General features: G+C 44.3%; 20 protein-coding genes. 17 read left to right on the plus strand and 3 right to left on the minus strand.

The genetic code is table 11. From position 1 onward, the window contains the following. The first annotated feature begins 25 nt into the window (after positions 1–25). The 9 genes from WMO25_RS00085 (at position 26) to sigE (ending at position 10,192) form a co-directional block, all read left to right on the plus strand. Positions 26–526 carry a septum formation initiator family protein gene (locus tag WMO25_RS00085; protein WP_215689950.1) on the plus strand — a complete coding sequence of 167 codons (501 nt, stop codon included), beginning with the start codon at positions 26–28 and terminating at the stop codon, positions 524–526. Positions 527–555: 29 nt separating this feature from the next. Then, positions 556–2,484, plus strand: a complete 1,929-nt coding sequence (locus WMO25_RS00090) for a peptidoglycan D,D-transpeptidase FtsI family protein (RefSeq protein ID WP_349083184.1) — start codon at positions 556–558, stop codon at positions 2,482–2,484. A 60-nt stretch (positions 2,485–2,544) separates the two neighbouring features. Further along, positions 2,545–4,284, plus strand: coding sequence for a peptidoglycan D,D-transpeptidase FtsI family protein (locus tag WMO25_RS00095; protein WP_349083187.1), 1,740 nt, complete (start codon positions 2,545–2,547; stop codon positions 4,282–4,284). Beyond that, on the plus strand, positions 4,277–5,368 hold the full coding sequence (locus WMO25_RS00100) for an FtsW/RodA/SpoVE family cell cycle protein (RefSeq protein ID WP_349083189.1): 1,092 nt from the start codon (positions 4,277–4,279) through the stop codon (positions 5,366–5,368). Before WMO25_RS00095 ends, WMO25_RS00100 begins: the two co-directional genes overlap by 8 nt. A 43-nt stretch (positions 5,369–5,411) precedes the next feature. Beyond that, a complete protein-coding gene (gene murA / locus WMO25_RS00105; RefSeq protein WP_349083191.1) occupies positions 5,412–6,695 on the plus strand; it encodes a UDP-N-acetylglucosamine 1-carboxyvinyltransferase in 1,284 nt (427 codons plus the stop codon). Then, on the plus strand, positions 6,696–7,469 hold the full coding sequence (locus WMO25_RS00110; RefSeq protein ID WP_215689945.1) for a cell division protein FtsQ/DivIB: 774 nt from the start codon (positions 6,696–6,698) through the stop codon (positions 7,467–7,469). It begins immediately after the preceding gene. 83 nt (positions 7,470–7,552) lie between these two features. After that, positions 7,553–8,698, plus strand: coding sequence for a cell division protein FtsZ (gene ftsZ / locus WMO25_RS00115; RefSeq protein WP_215689944.1), 1,146 nt, complete (start codon positions 7,553–7,555; stop codon positions 8,696–8,698). Between the two features lie 286 nt (positions 8,699–8,984). After that, the gene (locus tag WMO25_RS00120) at positions 8,985–9,407 is read left to right on the plus strand and encodes a sigma-E processing peptidase SpoIIGA (RefSeq protein WP_117528639.1); all 423 of its coding nucleotides are present in this window, start codon (positions 8,985–8,987) and stop codon (positions 9,405–9,407) included. Between the two features lie 47 nt (positions 9,408–9,454). Continuing rightward, positions 9,455–10,192, plus strand: a complete 738-nt coding sequence (sigE, locus tag WMO25_RS00125) for an RNA polymerase sporulation sigma factor SigE (RefSeq protein ID WP_015514534.1) — start codon at positions 9,455–9,457, stop codon at positions 10,190–10,192. A 323-nt stretch (positions 10,193–10,515) separates the two neighbouring features. On the opposite strand, the gene nrdR is transcribed toward sigE, so the two are convergent. Together nrdR and WMO25_RS00135 are read right to left on the minus strand one after the other, a co-directional pair. Then, positions 10,516–10,971, minus strand: coding sequence for a transcriptional regulator NrdR (gene nrdR, locus WMO25_RS00130; RefSeq protein WP_015514530.1), 456 nt, complete (start codon positions 10,969–10,971; stop codon positions 10,516–10,518). A 75-nt stretch (positions 10,972–11,046) separates the two neighbouring features. Further along, a complete protein-coding gene (locus WMO25_RS00135; RefSeq protein ID WP_015514529.1) occupies positions 11,047–11,307 on the minus strand; it encodes a YlmC/YmxH family sporulation protein in 261 nt (86 codons plus the stop codon). A 104-nt stretch (positions 11,308–11,411) separates the two neighbouring features. Here WMO25_RS00135 and hisA point away from each other — a divergent pair, with 104 nt between their 5' ends. The 4 genes from hisA (at position 11,412) to WMO25_RS00150 (ending at position 14,115) form a co-directional block, all read left to right on the plus strand. Beyond that, positions 11,412–12,182: a phosphoribosylformimino-5-aminoimidazole carboxamide ribotide isomerase gene (gene hisA, locus WMO25_RS00140; protein WP_253059966.1), complete on the plus strand. Its 771-nt coding sequence runs from the start codon at positions 11,412–11,414 to the stop codon at positions 12,180–12,182. An 83-nt stretch (positions 12,183–12,265) separates the two neighbouring features. After that, positions 12,266–13,045: an RNA polymerase sporulation sigma factor SigG gene (gene sigG, locus WMO25_RS00145; protein ID WP_015514527.1), complete on the plus strand. Its 780-nt coding sequence runs from the start codon at positions 12,266–12,268 to the stop codon at positions 13,043–13,045. 93 nt (positions 13,046–13,138) lie between these two features. Further along, entirely contained in the window at positions 13,139–13,300 is a 162-nt protein-coding gene (locus tag WMO25_RS18915) for an AtuA-related protein (RefSeq protein ID WP_435384294.1), read from the plus strand. Positions 13,301–13,479: 179 nt separating this feature from the next. Then, entirely contained in the window at positions 13,480–14,115 is a 636-nt protein-coding gene (locus WMO25_RS00150) for a GDSL-type esterase/lipase family protein (protein ID WP_349083198.1), read from the plus strand. Positions 14,116–14,191: 76 nt separating this feature from the next. Here the strand turns inward: WMO25_RS00150 and dtd are convergent, their stop codons facing one another. Next, positions 14,192–14,641 (minus strand): D-aminoacyl-tRNA deacylase, encoded by a 450-nt coding sequence (dtd, locus tag WMO25_RS00155; protein WP_215689936.1) that lies wholly within the window; start codon positions 14,639–14,641, stop codon positions 14,192–14,194. 220 nt (positions 14,642–14,861) lie between these two features. On the opposite strand from dtd, the gene WMO25_RS00160 reads away from it, so the two are divergent. The 4 genes from WMO25_RS00160 (at position 14,862) to topA (ending at position 19,581) form a co-directional block, all read left to right on the plus strand. Next, positions 14,862–15,944, plus strand: coding sequence for a YifB family Mg chelatase-like AAA ATPase (locus WMO25_RS00160; protein ID WP_015514520.1), 1,083 nt, complete (start codon positions 14,862–14,864; stop codon positions 15,942–15,944). A 67-nt stretch (positions 15,945–16,011) separates the two neighbouring features. Next, entirely contained in the window at positions 16,012–16,419 is a 408-nt protein-coding gene (locus WMO25_RS00165; RefSeq protein WP_349083220.1) for a magnesium chelatase subunit ChlI family protein, read from the plus strand. After that, a complete protein-coding gene (dprA, locus tag WMO25_RS00170; protein WP_349083202.1) occupies positions 16,406–17,485 on the plus strand; it encodes a DNA-processing protein DprA in 1,080 nt (359 codons plus the stop codon). Before WMO25_RS00165 ends, dprA begins: the two co-directional genes overlap by 14 nt. Positions 17,486–17,502: 17 nt before the next feature. After that, positions 17,503–19,581, plus strand: coding sequence for a type I DNA topoisomerase (topA, locus tag WMO25_RS00175; protein ID WP_349083204.1), 2,079 nt, complete (start codon positions 17,503–17,505; stop codon positions 19,579–19,581). The last annotated feature ends 124 nt before the right edge of the window (positions 19,582–19,705 follow it).

The raw sequence follows: 19,705 nt of genomic DNA on the forward strand, positions 1-19,705 counted from the left end.
GTTAATGAAGAAAGGGTGGCGTTGGATGGCAGAGAAGAGAGCAAACCAATCGATGGCTTATCGAAGAGAGCCCGAACGCTATTATATAGATGGAAATACAGCAAGAAGGCTGAATGAACAGCCTGAAACACCTAAAAGAAGAAATAAAGCTGTACAGTCCAGGCCGAAACAACGGACTGTACAGCATAAGAAGCGTGTATCGGTTTTTGATTTGAAGTATACACTGTTTCTTGTGACATCGGTAGGCATTACCCTGGCTGCCTGTTTTATGTATTTACATTCCAGTTCTGTATTGAAGAAGAATGAACAGGCTGTGACAGCCCTTCAGAGTCAGCTGCAGACCGTCCAGGAACAGAATAATTCACTGAAAGAAAGCCTGAATAAGACCATTGATCTGGATGAGATTTACCAGATTGCAACCGGAAGACTGGGAATGGTCTATGCCGGTGAAGATCAGGTAATTTATTATGACAGCAGCAATAATGATTATATACGACAGTATGAATCTATACCTGGCGGAAAATAAAATAGACATTAAATTTAGGTGATTAATAGATGGCGGATAAAAAAATACGGAAATTTTCAAAGACGAACAGAAGAAGACTGCTCGTTGTATTCTTGTTTGTGCTGATCTGCTTTGTGCTGCTAGTGGTCAGACTTGTGCAGATCAATGTAAAAAACGGTACAGATTACGAGAAGAATGTACTCTCGTTGCTCAACTATGATGGACAGACAATTCCCTATAAACGAGGGGATATTACAGACCGAAACAAAACCGTTCTTGCAACAAGTGAGAAAATCTACAATCTGGTGTTGGATCCGTATGTCATTACGCACAGCAATATCGATAAGGCTTCTGAATACGCCAAAGAAGTTCTGGAAGAATATTTTTCAATCAGCAAGGATGATGTGGATACGATTTTAACGCAACAGTCGGACAGCCGGTATGTCGTTTTGAAGAGGAAAATGACATATGATGAGAAAAAGCCGTATGATGATTTTCTTGCTTCAGAGGATGAGAATGATGCGCAGAAGATCAAGGCTGTTTCATCGGGAATCTGGTTTGAAGAAAGCTATCAGAGAATCTATCCTTTTTCGACGCTGGCCTGTGATCTGATTGGTTTTACAGCTTCTGATAACAGCGGTCTATGGGGAATTGAAAGCTATTATAATGATACATTGTCCGGAACCAATGGAAGAAAGTACGGTTATCTTACGGATAATGTGGATCTCCAGACCGTTACAGAGGAACCACATAATGGCAAGACAGTTGTATCAACCATTGATATCAATATCCAGCGTATTACAGAGAAATATATCAGCCAGTTCATGACAGAAACCGGGGCCAAAAACGTGGCTGCTATTGTTATGAATCCGAATAACGGAGAGGTTCTGGCTATGGCGAGTGCTCCGATATTTGATCTGAATAACCCGAGAGATCTAACAGTGGCCGGTTACACAGAGGATCAGCTGGCGGACATGACGGATGAGGAAATGTCGGATGCCCTTTATACGCTCTGGCGTAACTTCTGTGTGAATGATAGCTATGAGCCGGGTTCAACCGTCAAGACTATGACGGTTTCCTATGCGCTGGATCAGGCACTTGTAGACCCGAACGAACAATTCTACTGTGACGGTGGTCAGACCTACGAGAACGACAGTACTTTTGTTTCCTGCAACAGTGTGCATGGTGAATTAGATCTGACGGGCGGTATTACACATTCCTGCAATGATGTCATGATGCAGCTCAGCGACAGAATCGGCATCACTTCCTTTACGAAGATGCAGAAACTGTTTGGACTTGGGCAGTTGACAGGTATCGATCTTCCGGGAGAAGCAAGCTGTGCCGGTACGATTTATACAGCAGACAATATGGGACCTGTTGAAATGTGGACAAGTTCCTTTGGCCAGGGATACAATGCGACGATGGTACAGGTTGTATCAGCCTTTTGCTCGATTGTTAATGGCGGTTATTATTATAAGCCGCATGTAGTATCTGAGATTGCATCGGATAATGGCAATACGGTGCAGGTTTTTGATAAGACACTGATGCGGACAACTGTTTCAAAGACAACCTCCGAATGGATGAAGAATGCTCTGTATGAGACGGTAGAGAATGGTACAGGTAAGGCAGCACAGGTAGCCGGATACAAGATCGGCGGCAAGACAGGTACAGCAGAGAAGCTTCCTCGAGGCGGCAAAGAACGTCTTGTATCCTTTATTGGCGCAGCACCGATTGATGATCCGCAGCTGGTTGTCTATGTGGTTGTCGATGAGGCCAATGCAGAGGATCAGGGGCAGAGCTCCTTTGCCTCCACAATTGCAAGTAATATATTCTCTGAGGCATTACCATATCTGCAGATCTTCCCGACGGAAGAAGTGACAGAGACAACCAATGAGAACACCTCAGACGGTTCTTATGATGATCAGTTCGATGAAGGTGCGGATAATTCGGATAACGGCACATCAGATGATGATGAATAACAGCTGTTCTAATAGGAATAACGACAACATAATATAATAAAAAATAAAGCGGACGTATGTATGCATATTAAAATCTATCATAGACGAAAGATGCTCATAGTGGCCGCTTTTATTGTGGGTATCGGCCTGGTTTTGATGGGGCGGCTGGCTTATCTGATGATATTTCGGTCGGCGTACTATCAGAGCCAGGCCGATGCACTGCATGAAAGGGAGCGAAGCATCAAGGCGGCACGGGGGCTGATTTATGACAGAAACCAAAGGGTTTTGGCGGACAACAAATCTGTCTGTACAATTTCTGTGATACACAATCAGATCAAAGAACCTGAAAAGATTATCCGTGTTTTATCAGAGGTCTTGTCGCTGGATGAAGCAAAAGTACGGGCACGGGTCGAAAAAGTGTCATCTATTGAACGTATTAAGGCTAATGTTGACAAAGCGCTGGGGGACAAAATCCGTGAATACAAACTGGATGGGGTTATGGTGGATGAAGATTATACCCGTTATTACCCATACAAAACGCTGGCCTCCAAAGTGCTGGGTTTTACGGGCGGCGACAATCAGGGCATTATTGGGTTAGAAGTTCAATATGATGCCTATTTGCAGGGAATAGAGGGGACGATTCTGACAACGACGGATGCAAGAGGCATTGAAGTCGAAAATACATCCGAGGGGCGGGTGGAACCGATTCCCGGAAGTGATCTTTATATCAGTCTGGATTATACGATCCAGAGCTATGTCCAGCAGGTTGCAAAAAGAATCATGGAACAGAAGGAAGCAAAATCCGTCTCTGTTATCTTAATGAATCCGAAAAACGGAGAAATTTTGGCCATGACCAATGAACCGGAATTCAATCTGAATGCGCCTTATTTATTGCCTGAAAATGCCGAAACAGACGCTATACAGGATGCGTTGAACCAGATGTGGCGAAATGGCTGCCTGAACGATACCTATGAACCCGGATCCACCTTCAAGATCATTACCTCTACAGCTGCGTTGGAATCCCACGCGGTTTCACAAAATGACCGTTTTTACTGCCCGGGATATAAGATTGTCGATGACCGGCGGATACGATGTCACAAGATCAGCGGACATGGCTCTGAATCCTTTGTGGAAGGACTGATGAATTCGTGCAATCCTGTTTTTATCGAAACCGGTCTTAGAACTGGCGTTCAGGTAATGTACCAATATTTTGATAGGCTTGGACTTATGGAAAAGAGCGGCATTGATCTCCCGGGAGAGGCAAGTTCGATCATGCATCAGATTGACAATGTGGGGGATGTGGAACTTGCGACGATTTCCTTTGGACAGTCTTTTCAGATCACACCTATTCAAATGCTGCGGGCAGTCAGTGCTGTCATTAATGGCGGCAAACTGATCACACCGCATTTTGGGGTTCGGATCGTGGATGCCAAAGGCAATATGATCCGACTGCACTATAATGAAGAAGCGCATGTCATTGGTTCCGAAGTCTGCGATACAATGAAGGCATTGCTTGAAAAGGTTATTTCGGAAGGTACAGGCAAAAAATGCTTCATTGAGGGATATCGGATTGGCGGCAAAACGGCAACCAGCCAGAAATTGCCCAGAGGATCCGGCAAATATATTGCCTCCTTTATCGGCTTTGCCCCGGCGGATAACCCTGAGATCATAGGCATCGTTCTAATTGACGAGCCGACCGGTGCCTATTATGGAGGAACCGTTGCGGCGCCGGTCATGAGAGAGATTTTTGAGAATGTTCTGCCTTATTACCTGGGGCAATGGCCGGACATAGAAAGTGATTCGGGTGACGGCAATGAATAGAAAAAGATTTGTGGGTGACTGGGCGATGCTCGGCACGGTATTCGGGCTTATTCTGTTTGGGCTGCTGATGATTTACAGTGCCAGCAATTATACAGCCCGGCTGCATATGGGGAATGCTTTTTATTATGTGGAACGACAGATTTTTACCGTACTTCTCGGGACAGCAGCGATGTTTCTGATGATGAAACTGGATTATCACCGATTGCTTAAAATGGCTCTGCCGCTGTATGGTCTTTCGCTTTTGCTGCTGGCGGCGGTTTTTGTTGTGGGGACAGCCAGCCATGGCCAAAAACGCTGGATTTATATTGGTTCTATTGGTTTTCAGCCGTCGGAATTTGCTAAATTTGTACTGATTATTTTCCTGGCATCCATCTGCGGAGCCGCCGGCAGCATGATGAAAAAATGGAAGGGCATACTGCTCGTGTTTTTATGGATGATGCCGGCGGCGGGAATGGTCATGGTGACAAATCTCAGCACGGGAATTATCATTATGGGAATTGCTTTCATTATCATTTTTATAGCCAGCAGGCAATGGCTGCCGTTTTTTGTGCTGATGGGATTAGGTGGTGGATTCATGGGGATATTTTTGAAGCTTGCCTCATACCGGGTAGGAAGGATCGAGGCATGGCTGAATGTTGAAACGCATCCAAAAGGTTATCAGACAAGACAGTCTTTGTATGCCATTGGTTCAGGCGGCCTTTTTGGCCGGGGCTATGGGAAAAGTATTCAAAAACTGGCGTATATACCAGAGGCACATAATGATATGATTTTTTCTGTTATATGCGAGGAATGGGGACTTCTTGGTGCAGGAATTATTGCAGCACTGTTTATTTTTCTGATTTGGCGGTGTCTGATTACGGCTAATTCTGCACCGGATATACCGGGGGCACTGCTGACGATGGGGGTAACAGCACATCTGGGGCTTCAGATGCTGATCAATATTGCTGTCGTGACAAACAGTATTCCAAATACCGGGATCCCACTGCCGTTTATCAGTTACGGCGGAACGTCGCTGATATTTTTGATGTGTGAAATCGGAATTGTACAAAACATTGCACAACAGGGAAAAACATACATATCATAAATTATGACGGGAAGTCACAAACCTGTAATCGTGGAGGCGAGATATGTCACATATAAAGATCCGCGGCGGACACAGTCTACATGGCGAGATTGAAGTTCAGGGCGCCAAAAATGCTGCTCTGCCCATCATTGCTGCCTCTGTTTTGAATAACGGAATGGTTCGTCTTCGCCGCTGCCCACAGATAATGGATGTGCATCATATGCTGCGTATTCTTCAGCAGTCGGGTGCCCGGATTATGTGGGATGACGGAGACGTCTGGGTAAAAACAGATCAGATGGATACAGTTGCCGTTTCTTCTCTGGATGCCGGAAAAATGCGCTCATCGATCATCCTTTTGGGGGCGCTGCTGGGAAGAGGACAGGAAGTTATAATGCCTTATCCCGGCGGCTGTACCATAGGGGCCAGGCCTATAGATTGGCATATTGATGCACTTCGAAAGATGAATGTACAGATCGATCTGAAGGAAAATAAAATTGAATGCAAAACGACAGGATTGAAGGGAAACAGGATTGAACTGCCTTATCCCAGTGTAGGGGTGACAGAAAATATTTTGCTGGCTGCTGTACTTGCAGACGGTGTTACTGAAATTATCCATGCCGCTATGGAACCTGAAATTGCAGATCTGTGCCGTTTCCTGAAAAAATCCGGTGCGTGCATAGAAGGAGAAGGCACAGAGAGGATATGGATCAAAGGGGTAAAAACACTTCATGATACAGAGTACACGATCATGGCTGATCGAATTGCTGCGGGTACCTACATGGCTGCTGCCGCCGCTGTTGGCGGAGAGATTGTTTTAAAGGGAATTCATATTGAAAATGTGCGTGCTGTTGCAGATGTGCTGGTAGAATCAGGATGTGGCTTGATTATTTACAAAGAAAGTATTAAAATAATAGCACCGTCTATGCTCTTGGCTGTTAAAGAAATTGAAACAGAACCTTATCCGGGATTTCCGACGGATATGCAGTCTCAGATGCTGGCATGTCTGTGTCAGGCCAGAGGGGACAGCACCGTGACGGAGCATATATTTGAGAATCGATACAAAGTCGTTCCGGAACTGATAAGAATGGGCGGTAATATTACCGTTGATCAGCGAAGAGCAGTGATTCATGGCCCTTGCCGGATGCATGGTGAAACGGTGGAGGCGAAAGAACTGCGGGGCGGGGCGGCACTTGTCATCGCAGGTCTTGCAGCAGAGGGAGAGACGGTGATTCACGGAAGTGAGCATATTGAACGCGGCTATCAGGATATATGCAGGGATCTTGGGCAATTAGGCGCTGAGATTTGCTGTATAACTGATCATACAGAACGAAGATGGGAGGATAATTGATTGACAGATACAGACAGAGAGATGCAAGAAAGTCAGAGAAGGAAGCGTCCCGGCAAACAAAAGAAAAAGAAGAAAAGCATGAAGGGGTGGCTGGTTCTGATTGTTACTGTCGGCCTTATTCTGGCGGTGGTGTTTGGCTGCAGGATTAAGACTATCCGGATTACAGGGAATGAGCGTGTCAGTGATGAGACGATCCAGACATTGATCCAATATGATAAATGTCAGAACAATTCATTGCTGTTGTGGCTGCTTAACCGCAAAACGGATATATCCTCTGAGCCGTTGTTGAACAGCATTCATGTACAGCTCAGAAATCCACAGACAATTGTTGTACAGGTGAATGAAGAAAAACTGTCGGGATATGTTCAGTCAGAAGATGAATACATTTACGTCAATGACAGCGGCAAAATTGTTTTGAAACAAACAGAGAAGCTTCAGGATGTCCTTCTTTTAAGCGGTATAACAGCTGATACAGCAGAAGTAGGTGAACAACTGGTGTCTGATGATACCGGTGTCTTTGCAGATTTTTTGGATATTGCAGCTATTCTTCGAAGCGAAGCGATTACTGCAGATAGTCTTGGCAAGTCAGATGACGGCGGCTATTATATTGTCATGGGCAAGGTTAAGGTTCTTCTCGGCAAAGATATATATATGGAAGAAAAGATTTCTGAACTGAATGATCTGCTTTCGAAACTGGAAGGTCTGTCCGGGACACTGCACCTTGAGGAGTACGATTCGACAAAAGATTCAATTATTTTTACAAAAGATTCATAAATAAAGGTTGATATTTTTAAAAAAAAATAATATTATATAATGGTATGGTACGATAAAAGGTAAAATATGAAGGAGGAAGAACCTTGCTTGAGATAAAACCAAATGAAAATGAAGCAGCAGCAAAAATTCTTGTAATTGGTGTTGGCGGTGCAGGTAACAATGCTGTCAACCGAATGGTAGATGAAAATATTCTCGGTGTTGAATTCATCGGTGTTAATACAGACCGTCAGGCACTGCAGTTATGTAAGGCACCACAGTTAGTACAGATCGGCGAGAAGCTGACAAAAGGTCTTGGTGCCGGAGCAAAGCCTGAAGTAGGTGCAAAGGCGGCAGAAGAGAGTATGGACGAGCTTACAGAGCTGATCAAAGGCGCTGATATGGTATTCGTTACCTGTGGTATGGGCGGCGGTACAGGTACAGGTGCAGCACCTGTTGTTGCCGGCATTGCCAAAGATCTCGGATGTCTGACAGTCGGTGTTGTTACAAAGCCATTCAGATTTGAGGCAAGACAGCGTATGAACAATGCGATCCAGGGTATTGAAAGACTGAAACAGAATGTTGATACACTGATCGTTATCCCGAATGACAAGCTGCTTGAGATTGTTGACAGAAGAACATCTATGCCTGAAGCGCTGAAGAAGGCAGATGAAGTATTACAGCAGGGCGTTCAGGGTATCACTGATCTGATCAATGTTCCTGGTCTGATCAACCTTGACTTTGCAGATATTTCAACTGTTATGAAAGACAAGGGAATTGCACATATCGGTATTGGTGAAGGCCATGGTGATGATAAAGCACTTGAAGCTGTTAAGCAGGCAATCACGAGCCCTCTGCTTGAGACAACGATTGAAGGCGCAACAGATATCATTATCAATATTTCCGGTGATATCGGTCTGATTGAAGCCAATGAAGCAGCTATGTATGTTGAAGAGCTGGCAGGTGAATCTGCGAATATTATCTTCGGTGCAATGTATGATGATTCTAACCCGGATTCAGCAACAATTACTGTTATTGCAACAGGTCTTGAAGAAGAGAAGAAAGTGGAGACACCACAGAAACCTGGTTATGCAAAGAAACCGCTTTACCAGACAAGCGTTGGCAGCAATACATACAAAGCGCCGACAGGAAGTCCTGTACCACCTTCATTCGTTCAGCAGAATCAGTCTGCGAAGAAACCTGCAGGTACAACAGGCAACATTCAGATTCCTAGCTTCTTACAGAAGAAATAATGAATTGAATATTTGAATTTTAAGGCACATCCGTCAGGGTGTGCCTTTTTGTCTTCAATATTATCATTCTTTTTTATCATCACAAAACTTTGGCGTGATGAATCCGGCAGTTTTAGTCGAAATATTTCAGATGATACGGCCCTGTTTTGACAAATTATTTATGGGACATACGCTATAATAAATCCGTACCAAAAATCAGGAGGAAAGAAATATTTTAAACCGGACTGCCACCTGGGATGAAATATATAGGTACAATGATTTCCTGCAATTCCATTATACGCATTTCATGAATCATCACTTGGCAGGGAAACTGCGTCAACGATGCAGGCGACTTTGCCGTCATAAGCGGAAGACTCTTTACCGTGTACAAATCAAATTGGGACTAAAAACAATAGAAACCATCGGGCTTTATGATACGGGGAACTGTTTGTACGAACCTATCAGAAGAAAGCCGGTCAGCATTATTGGGAAAGAACTGGCTGCACGTCTTTTTGAGGGAGAAATGGAGTGGGACACACGGTTTCGATTGATTCCATACAGCAGTATTGGTGTTGAAAACGGCCTGCTGAGGGGATTTGTCGCGGATGAATTGATTGTATTCGAGGGCCGGTATTTTTTTCAAACGTCGTATCCGGTACTGGCTGTAGCAAAGCAGCCTTTTGGTAAAACGGATGGCTATGAGATCATCTTGCATCCGAATATGGTCTGAGCGCATCAGATAGGTAAAATCATCATAAATCAGGAGGTAATGACGTGATGCGGACAATCAATTATGCGGGATATCGTATGGTGCGGGGATTCAGAAGCATTATTTATAAATCAAACGGAGAAATTCATTATATCAGCGGGACGGATGTACTTCCTGTGCCGTTAGAGGGCGAGGAGGAGAAAAATGCCATTGCTATGTTGGCAACGGAGGCAGAAAGAGAGCACGGACGTAATATTCTGATTGAACATAATCTGCGACTGGTTGTCTATATTGCAAGAAAATTTGATAATACCGGTGCAGGAATGGAAGATTTGATTTCTATTGGAACCATCGGGCTGATCAAAGCCATTAATTCTTATAATCCCGATAAAAATATTAAGCTGGCCACTTATGCGTCAAGATGTATTGAAAATGAGATTTTGATGTATCTGCGGCGCAGCAGCAAACTGAAAATGGAGGTATCCATTGATGAACCGCTGAATGTAGACTGGGACGGCAATGAATTACTTTTGTCTGATATTCTGGGGACGGATGAAAATGTGATCTACAATAAAATGGAGGAGGAAGTTAATTATCATTTGCTGTATAAAGCTCTGGCAAAGCTGTCGCCGAGAGAAAAGACAATCATTCAGCTTCGATTTGGCATACGAACGGCTGACGGTGAAGAAAAAACCCAGAAGGAAGTAGCAGATTTTCTCGGCATTTCCCAATCCTATATCTCAAGGCTGGAGAAAAAGATTATCGGACGCCTGAAAAAAGATATTGTCCGTATGGAAGGAGCCTGAGGTCAGAAAAAGGATTGTAGCTGCAGGACGTTTTGACGGCTGCATCTAAAATGCATCACTCTATCAGGCAGCTTTTGGTGAAGATATGCTGTCGGAGAAAACCTATGAACAGTGTGTGCAGATATGCTGTAGAATTCAAAGGGAGATAAAAAAGAAATAAAAAAAGGAAGCTATTCTAAACCCATTCTGTTATCAAACAGAATGGGTGATGGAATAGCTTCCTTTTTGATTTACGCTAACAACGAGAAAAAGTCTGTGCTGGCACAAGACCTTGGCGACTGTTGCGATAGCGAGTGAAATTCGAAAAATGTGTTTCATCTCGTTTAGTTAGATGAGAGAAGGCTCTTAATCTCATCCATAAATGTATCGATATCTTTAAATTCACGGTAAACGGATGCAAATCGAACATAGGCTACAGGATCCAGATCCTTCAGGTGATCCATGACAAGCTCTCCGATGACCATTGTCGGAATTTCACGGTCCTCTCTGTTGTAAAGAGCCGTTTCAATATCATCCACAATCGCTGTAATCTGAGCGGTTGAAATCGGGCGTTTATGACAGGAACGAACGATGCCGGCTTCGATTTTGGAGCGGTCATAGGGTTCACGATTGTTGTCTTTCTTGATGACGATTAATGGCAGTGTCTCGATTTTCTCGTAAGTTGTAAAACGTTTGCCGCAAACCGGACATTGGCGGCGACGTCGAATAGAAGCATTGTCGTCAGTCGGACGTGAGTCAATAACACGAGTATCTTCTGCACTGCAAAATGGGCACTTCATATATTCTTCCTCCTGTACAAAAGGGAAAACTCCCTGCTACCGTTTATTATAAACAATTGTGAATCACAGGTCAATTTAATTCGTCGGTTTTTGCATACATTTTTCGAGATCAACGTCCACAAGAATGATATCTGCACCAATTTGGCGGATGCATTTCCAACCGATCAGATATTCGGCATCTCGGCCGAAGAAACCGCAGAAACGGGAGGGCCCCGGAAGGATCAGCTGACAGATGACGCCTGTATGAAGATCAAATTCAATATCCAGAACACGACCCAAACGCTGACAGTCCCGGATGTTAATAACTTCTTTTTCGCGGAGTTCACAGATACGCATAAAGCAATTCTCCGATAATGCTATCTCTAAAATATATGATGCGGCTTGAAGAATTATTTTATTTTGGATATAATAAGGCCAAAAGCGTAAATGGAGGCGGAACAATGAAATTCAGACCGTGTATTGATATACATAATGGAAAGGTGAAACAGATTGTAGGCGGCAGTTTAAAGGATGAAATGAACCAGGCCATTGACAATTTTGTTTCAGAACAGGATGCAGCCTGGTATGCCAGGTTATACAGGGAGAAAGGACTGATTGGCGGTCATATTATCCTTTTAAATCCCGAAGGCTCTGAGTACTATGATGCAGACCTTGCTCAGGCCCTGGGAGCACTTGAGGCTTTTCCGGGCGGTCTGATGATCGGCGGCGGCATTCATAGTGATAACGCGATGAAGTTTATTCGCGCCGGCGCTTCACATGTTATTGTCACTTCTTATGTGTTTAAGGAAGGAAAGATTGATTTTGAACATTTAAAAGCAATCCATGAATCCGTTGGCAGAGAACATTTGGTTCTGGATCTGAGCTGTCGCAAAAAGGATGGACTTTATTATATTGTCACAGATCGTTGGCAAAAGTTTACGGAACATGTTGTGAACGAAGAGACACTTAATCTTCTGGCGCCTTACTGCAGTGAATTCCTGATTCATGCAGTGGATGTGGAAGGCAAAGCCTCCGGAATAGAGGAAGAACTTGCATCAATGCTTGGCGTCTGGGATGGCATTCCGATTACTTATGCCGGCGGTGTCGGATCTCTTGATGATGTTGAATTATTAAAAAAACTTGGCAACCGTCGTCTGGATGTGACAATTGGCAGTGCGTTGGATATTTTTGGCGGCACAATTCCTTTTGAGAAGGCGGCAGATATTTCCTGATACAGCATTGCATAAAATGACCTCATCATGCGCATCATTATGTTTGGGATGAATTCTCAATCTAATGATGCGGAGGTATTTGTATGGCTGGATACAAAGTGGAGATTTGCGGTGTCAATACGGCAAAACTGCCGCTCCTGAAAGAAGACGAGAAGGAAATGTTGATGAAGAGGATCAAGAGCCATGATCTGCGGGCCAGAGAGCGTTTTATCAATGGTAATCTCAGGCTGGTTCTCAGTGTTATACAGCGTTTCTCGGGTACCAATGAAAATGTCAATGATCTTTTTCAGGTGGGCTGTATCGGCCTTATAAAAGCAATCGACAACTTCGATTTAACACAAGGTGTACGTTTCAGCACTTATGCTGTACCTATGATCGTTGGAGAAATTCGTCGTTTTCTGCGGGATAACAGTGCTATACGAGTCAGTCGCTCTTTAAGAGATACGGCTTATAAGGCGATATACGCCAGAGAGGCTTTGATTACAAGAAATAATCGTGAACCGACAGTAATGGAAATAGCTGAGGAAACGGGTATTCCGAAGGAAGACATTGTCTTTGCCCTGGATGCCATTCAGAGTCCGATGTCTTTATATGAACCGGTTTATACCGATGGTGGGGATGCGTTGTGTATTATGGATCAGGTCAGCGACAGGAAAAATGGTGAAAACAGCTGGGTTGAGAATCTGGCGCTGAATGATGCAATGAAAAGACTCAGTCATCGGGAGAACAGGATTATCAAAATGCGTTTTTATGAAGGAAAGACCCAGATGGAAGTAGCGGATGAACTGGCCATTTCGCAGGCTCAGATTTCAAGAATAGAAAAATCAGCACTTCAGAATATGCGGACATATCTGAGGGCCTGAATGAATGCTGTATTTCAAATGAGCTTCAGTTTCAGGCAGACTCCCAAAATAAAATACTGGTAACTGTTCAGAGCCAACCTCTTTTTTGAAATTTTGCTTGGCTCTGAACAGTTACAAATTCGCTATGATATTGACAGCCTCTGCGCTATGAATTTTGTGCTTGATAAGACACTTGGCGGTGGTGTTACACGTTCACTGGCCATTGATAAACATGGTAAAGCATTAGGCATGGCCTTAATGGAGATGGAAATTTAGTACAGTTCAATGTAATCACACATTTAAAGCGGGGCTTGAAATTCAGGGCCCGCTTTTAATGATAGCAGGTTATAAAAAATATCTATTTGACTATATCATATCTGGATAGTATGATTAATGCATATCCAAGGAGAAATGACACGTACAATTTAGTGATAAAGGCAAGAGGTGAGATAGATATGAAGCAGATTGTGTGTTTTGGAGATTCTAATACATATGGGTATATTCCCGAAAACGGGGAGAGATATCCCTGGGGTGTACGATGGACCAGCTTGTTGAATGAAAAGCTGGGCTATGGCAAATATCATATTGAAGAGGAAGGACTGTGCGGACGGACAACCATCTTCGAGGATCCGCTGCGGGACAATCGAAATGGCTCCCGTATGCTCCCGGCTTTGCTTGAAACACATCAGCACGCAGATCTGATCATCGTCATGCTGGGAACTAATGACTGCAAGGCAGCCTATGACGCGTCAGCGGAAATGATTGGAAAAGGTATTGAAAAAATTGTCGGGCAAATACGAGGGGGTGCACCTGACAGTAAAATTCTACTCATATCGCCCATCTGGCTGGGAGAGAAAGTCTGGAAACCGGGATATGATCCGGAGTTCTCGGAGAAATCTGTCGCTGTCTCAAAGCATCTGGCAAAAGTTTATCGTCAGATTGCAGAAAAAGAAAATATTGCATTTCTTAATGCGGCTGCATATGCAAAGCCAAGTGCAGCCGATCAGGAACATATGGATCCTGAGAATCATCGATTGCTGGCAGAGGCAATTTATCAAAAAGTAATAGAAATTGAAAGCATCCTCGAATAAAGATGTCTTCCTGCTGCTTATGCATAATGATTCAAAGGCGCTGGGTTCATCATATGTATAACAGTGATGCTGTGAATCAATGTCTCTGCTTGCTGTCGATCGTAATCGTCACAGGACCATCGTTCACCAGTGAAACCATCATATGAGCGCCGAATTCGCCTTCTTCTGTATGTATGCCGCAATCACGGCAGGCTGCAATAAACTTCAGATACATATCCTTGGAAAAATCAGGAGCACCGGCTTCTGTAAAGCTCGGACGGTTGCCTTTCTTCGTGCTGGCAAACAGTGTGAATTGGGAAATAATCAGGAGCTCACCGTCGACATCCTTTAAAGAAAGATTCATCTTGCCTGCTTCATCTTCAAATATTCGCATCTGAGTAATCTTCTTCACAAGATACGCCATGTCTTCTTCTGTATCTTCATCAGCAACACCGAGAAGAACAAGAAAGCCTCTTTCTATGCTTCCGATGGTCTCATTATCAACATCAACACTTGCGCGGGATACGCGCTGTATAACTGCTCGCATAAACAAACCTCCAATAAATGTCTTTTCCTATCAGTAAAAACTGAAAATGAATGTATGATGACATTATACCAGACTTTATCTGATAAATCACCTGTCATTTGTCGACAAAGCTCAAAGTATATTGTGAAAACTGTCGTTAAATGATAATTGCGACGTTTTTGTCTGTCAGATATAATGTGAGTCAGGGGATTGAAGTATTTGCTGCAGGAAAGGTGCAGAAATGTTTAGTAAGACAATCAGTGCAGTCCTGCTGGGAATGAGAAGTGATATGATCACTGTTGAGGCAGATGTCAGCGGCGGACTGCCTTATTTTGAGATGGTAGGCTATTTATCAGCAGAGGTGAAGGAGGCGAAGGAGCGTGTTAGAACAGCTATTCGGAATGCCGGTTTCAAATTGGAGCCGAGACGTATCATTGTGAATCTTTCACCGGCAGATGTACGCAAGTCGGGAACGATCTGTGATCTAGCCATTGCATCGGCTGTTTTGTGTGCTTATGGCTTTATTATGCCGGAAAGTCTGGAACATACCGTATTGATCGGTGAATTGAGTCTGGACGGCAGTGTGCGCCCTGTTAATGGTGTTTTATCTGTTGTTTTGATGGCGAAGAGGATGGGGATGACCAAGTGTATTGTACCTGCAATGAATGCCTTTGAAGGGGCAGCTGTTGATGATATAGAGGTCTATGGTGTACATACATTACAGGAACTCATTGGCTTCCTGGATGGACGTCTGGTTATTGAGCCGGCATATATCGACAGGGATACTTTGCTTGAACGATCAGAAGGGCAGATATCACAGCTGGATTTCAGTGACATTTGCGGGCAGCACACGATGAAGCGAGGACTTGAGATTGCTGCTGCAGGGATGCATCATACGATGCTGATCGGGCCTCCCGGAGCAGGAAAGTCCATGGCTGCAAGACGCCTGCCGACAATTTTGCCGAAGATGACATGGGAAGAATGTCTGGAAGTGTCTGAAATTTACAGTGCTGCAGGATTGCTGAAGCCTGCAGAGGGATTGATCACGACACGGCCTTTCAGAAGTCCGCACCATACGGCTTCTGATGTGGCATTGGCTGGAGGCGGCAGATTGCCAAAGCCTGGGGAGATCAGCCTGGCTCACAGGGGTGTACTGTTTTTGGATGAATTAACAGAATTTAGTTCCGCAGCCATGGAAGTAATGCGTCAGCCCATAGAGACCGGCCATATAATGATCAATCGTTTGCAGGCGATGTGTGTGTTTCCAGCAGGATTTATGCTGGTGGCAGCGATTAATCCATGCCGATGCGGCTATTATCCCTGACGTACGGAAGTGCCATTGTACACCTTTACAGATCAGACGTTATATTGGCAGAATCAGCCAACCACTGATGGATCGGATCGATTTGAATATAGAGGTGCTTCCGGCCAGAATTGAGTCTTTACAGGAAGCTGCGTCAGATGAAGAGCGTTCAGCTCAGATTCTGAAGCGGGTGGAACAAGCCTGGGCCATGCAGGATGCACGTTACAGCGGAACCGTTTATAGATATAATTCACAGCTGCATGACAGGGATGTGGAGAGATATTGTGCGCTTGAAGCAGAAGAACGGATGTTAATGAAGAATATTTATGAACAGTATGATCTGAGTGCACGGACATACCATAAGATTTTGAAGGTTGCACGGACCATTGCAGATCTATCGGGACATTTGAGGATTACGACAGATGATATAAGTGAAGCAGTGTTCTATAAGTGTTTGGATGGGAGGTATTGGGGAAGCGGCAATGGAAAAGGATGAATACTGGCTCTGGCTTGGAACAATTCCCGGTATTGGGAACGTAACAGCGCTTAAGTTGTTAAATGCTTTCGGCGGAGATATCCGAGTATTATATGAAGCTGATAAGAAAACAATCGCCGGTCGTCATATTGTGAGTGAAAAACAGCTTCAGAGTATTATATATAGTAGAAACAGGGACAGAATCTGCCGTGCCTATGCACAGATGAAGGAAAAGGGCATTCAATGCCTTTCCATTGTGGATACACATTATCCTGATATGTTGAAATCACTTCATGATCCGCCCATTGTTTTATATTTTCTTGGAAGCATACCAGCCCCGGAAGAGTGGATGATCGCACTGATCGGAGCCAGACAATGCAGCAGTTACGGCCGACAGGTCAGCAGGATGCTCGCACGCGGTATCGCTGCTTCCGGTCTGACTGTTGTCAGTGGAATGGCCAGGGGCAGTGACAGCGCTGCTCATTGGGGCGCACTGGAAGAAGGCGGACGTACCTTTGCTGTTCTTGGATGCGGTGTTGATGTCTGTTATCCACGGGAGAATATTGATCTCTATACGGAGATCAGCAGAAACGGCGGGATTCTTTCCGAATTTCCTCCGGGGACAAAACCGGAGGGATATCATTTTCCGCGAAGAAATCGTCTGATTGCTGCATTGGCAAAGGGTATTGTAGTCACAGAAGCCAAGCAGAAGAGCGGAACTCTGACTACCGTTGAACATGGTTTGGATCTGGGAAAGGATATTTTTGCTGTTCCGGGTAGGATAGATGATGCTTTAAGTGAAGGATGTAACCAGCTGATTCGGGCCGGTGCCAAGCTGGTGATGCAGCCATCGGACATTCTTGAAGAATTCGGCATTCTGGCCAGGGAATATAAAAAAAATAATATTACGCTTGATAATTCTGAAAAAGTAGTGTATGCTAGCATATGTTTAGTTCCCAGAAGTGCGGATGAGATTGCTGCGCTGACCGGTATGGATGTGCAGTGTATCATTCACTGTCTGGTTAGGATGGAATTGAAGGGAATTATACACAGAGTAGGAAAAAATCAATATGTGTTAAGTATATAGATGTGGAGGAAAAGGCTGTGGCTAAATATTTAGTTATTGTTGAATCCCCGGCCAAGGCGAAGACAATTAATAAGTTTTTGGGTTCAAATTATCATGTTGTAGCCTCTAACGGACACGTAAGAGACTTGCCGAAGAGCCGACTGGGTATCGATGTTGAAGATGATTATGAACCAAAATATATCACGATCAGGGGTAAAGGGGATATATTAGCAATGTTGCGTAAAGAAGCCAAGAAGGCAGATAAGATTTATCTCGCAACTGACCCGGACCGTGAAGGAGAAGCAATATCATGGCATCTGGCAACGGCATTGAAGCTGGATGAAGCACATACCAATCGTATTACATTCAATGAGATCACAAAGAATGCGGTTAAGACGGCTATTAAACATCCTCGTAAGATCGATATGGATCTGGTGGATGCACAGCAGGCGCGCAGAATGCTTGACCGAATGGTCGGTTATCGTATCAGCCCGCTTCTTTGGAGCAAGGTTAAACGCGGTTTAAGTGCGGGGCGTGTTCAGTCAGTTGCGCTTCGTTTGATCTGTGACAGAGAACAGGAGATTGATGCTTTTATTCCGAAGGAATACTGGTCACTGGACGCTGTTTTAAATGTCAGCGGTGAAAAGAAGCCGCTGACGGCCAAGTTCTATGGCAAGAAAAAGGAGAAGATTGAGATTCATTCTCAGGAAGAGCTGAATGCGATCATGGATGCACTCAAGGATGCCGCGTATCAGATCGTGGACATTAAAACCGGTGAGCGAACAAGAAAAGCGCCTGTTCCGTTTACAACAAGTACTTTACAACAGGAGGCTTCCAAGCAGCTGAATTTCTCAACGCAGAAGACGATGCGCCTCGCACAGCAGCTGTATGAAGGTGTCGATATTCAGGGACTGGGAACCGTTGGTCTGATCACATACCTGAGAACAGATTCTATTCGTATCTCAGAAGAAGCTGACAGCAACGCAAGAAACTTCATTGCTGAGAATTATGGCCAGGAATATGTCGCCGCTGCACCTAAGACCACAGAGTCTGGAAAGAAGATCCAGGATGCCCATGAAGCAATCCGTCCGACATATCTTGATCAGCTGCCGGTCAAGGTCAAGGAGTCCCTCAGCAGAGACCAGTTCCGTTTGTATCAGCTTATTTGGAATCGCTTTGTTGCCAGCCGTATGAAAGAGGCTGTCTACGAGACAACCAACATCAAGATAGAAGCGGCAGGATACTTGTTTACGGTATCAACTTCAAGACTTGCTTTTGAAGGTTTTATGTCTGTATATAAACCGGACGATGAAAAGGCTGAGAACAATGTACTGGCCAGAAAGATCAATAAAGACAGTCAGCTGAGTTTCAAGGATTTTGACGCAAAACAGCATTTTACACAGCCGCCGGCACATTACACAGAGGCATCCCTTGTCAAGACAATGGAAGAACTCGGTATTGGCCGACCAAGTACGTATGCGCCAACAATTACAACCATTATTTCTCGAAGATATGTGGCAAAGGAGAACAAGAATCTCTATGTTACAGAATTAGGTGAAGTGGTTAATCGAATGATGGTACAGTCCTTCCCAAGTATTGTGGATGTAAACTTTACAGCCAATCTGGAGTATTTATTGGATAAAGTCGGTGAAGGCGTTGTGAATTACAAGACTGTTATCCGTAATTTCTATCCGGATCTGGATGAAGCAGTTCAGAAGGCTGAAAAAGAGTTGGAAGAGGTTAAGATTGAAGATGAAGTCTCAGATGTCCAGTGCGATCAGTGCGGTCGTATGATGGTCATCAAGTATGGTCCTCACGGTAAGTTCCTGGCATGTCCGGGATTCCCTGAATGCAGAAATACCAAGACGTACTTCGAGAAAATCGGCGTAAGTTGTCCGAAGTGCGGCAAGGATATCGTCATTAAGAAGACGAAGAAAGGCCGCCGTTATTATGGCTGTATGGGCAATCCTGAATGTGACTTTATGACCTGGCAGCGTCCGTCGGATAAGAAGTGTCCTGAATGCGGAAGTGTCCTTTTGCATAAAGGCAATAAGCTTGTATGTATGAATGAAACCTGCGGCTTTGTCATGGCCAATCCAAAGGAAGAAGACCAATAGTCCTTAAGTGATAGAAGAATCTGTCTGATAAGTCTGAAAAGATTTTATGGACAGATTCTTTTTTTGGTTTTTCTTTGTAATGTGACAAAGTGTATTGTCTGTCTTTACCTAAATTTAACATTCA

This window comes from Coprococcus intestinihominis, assembly GCF_040096555.1.
GTDB classification, from domain to species: Bacteria; Bacillota; Clostridia; order Lachnospirales; family Lachnospiraceae; genus Coprococcus_A; species Coprococcus_A intestinihominis.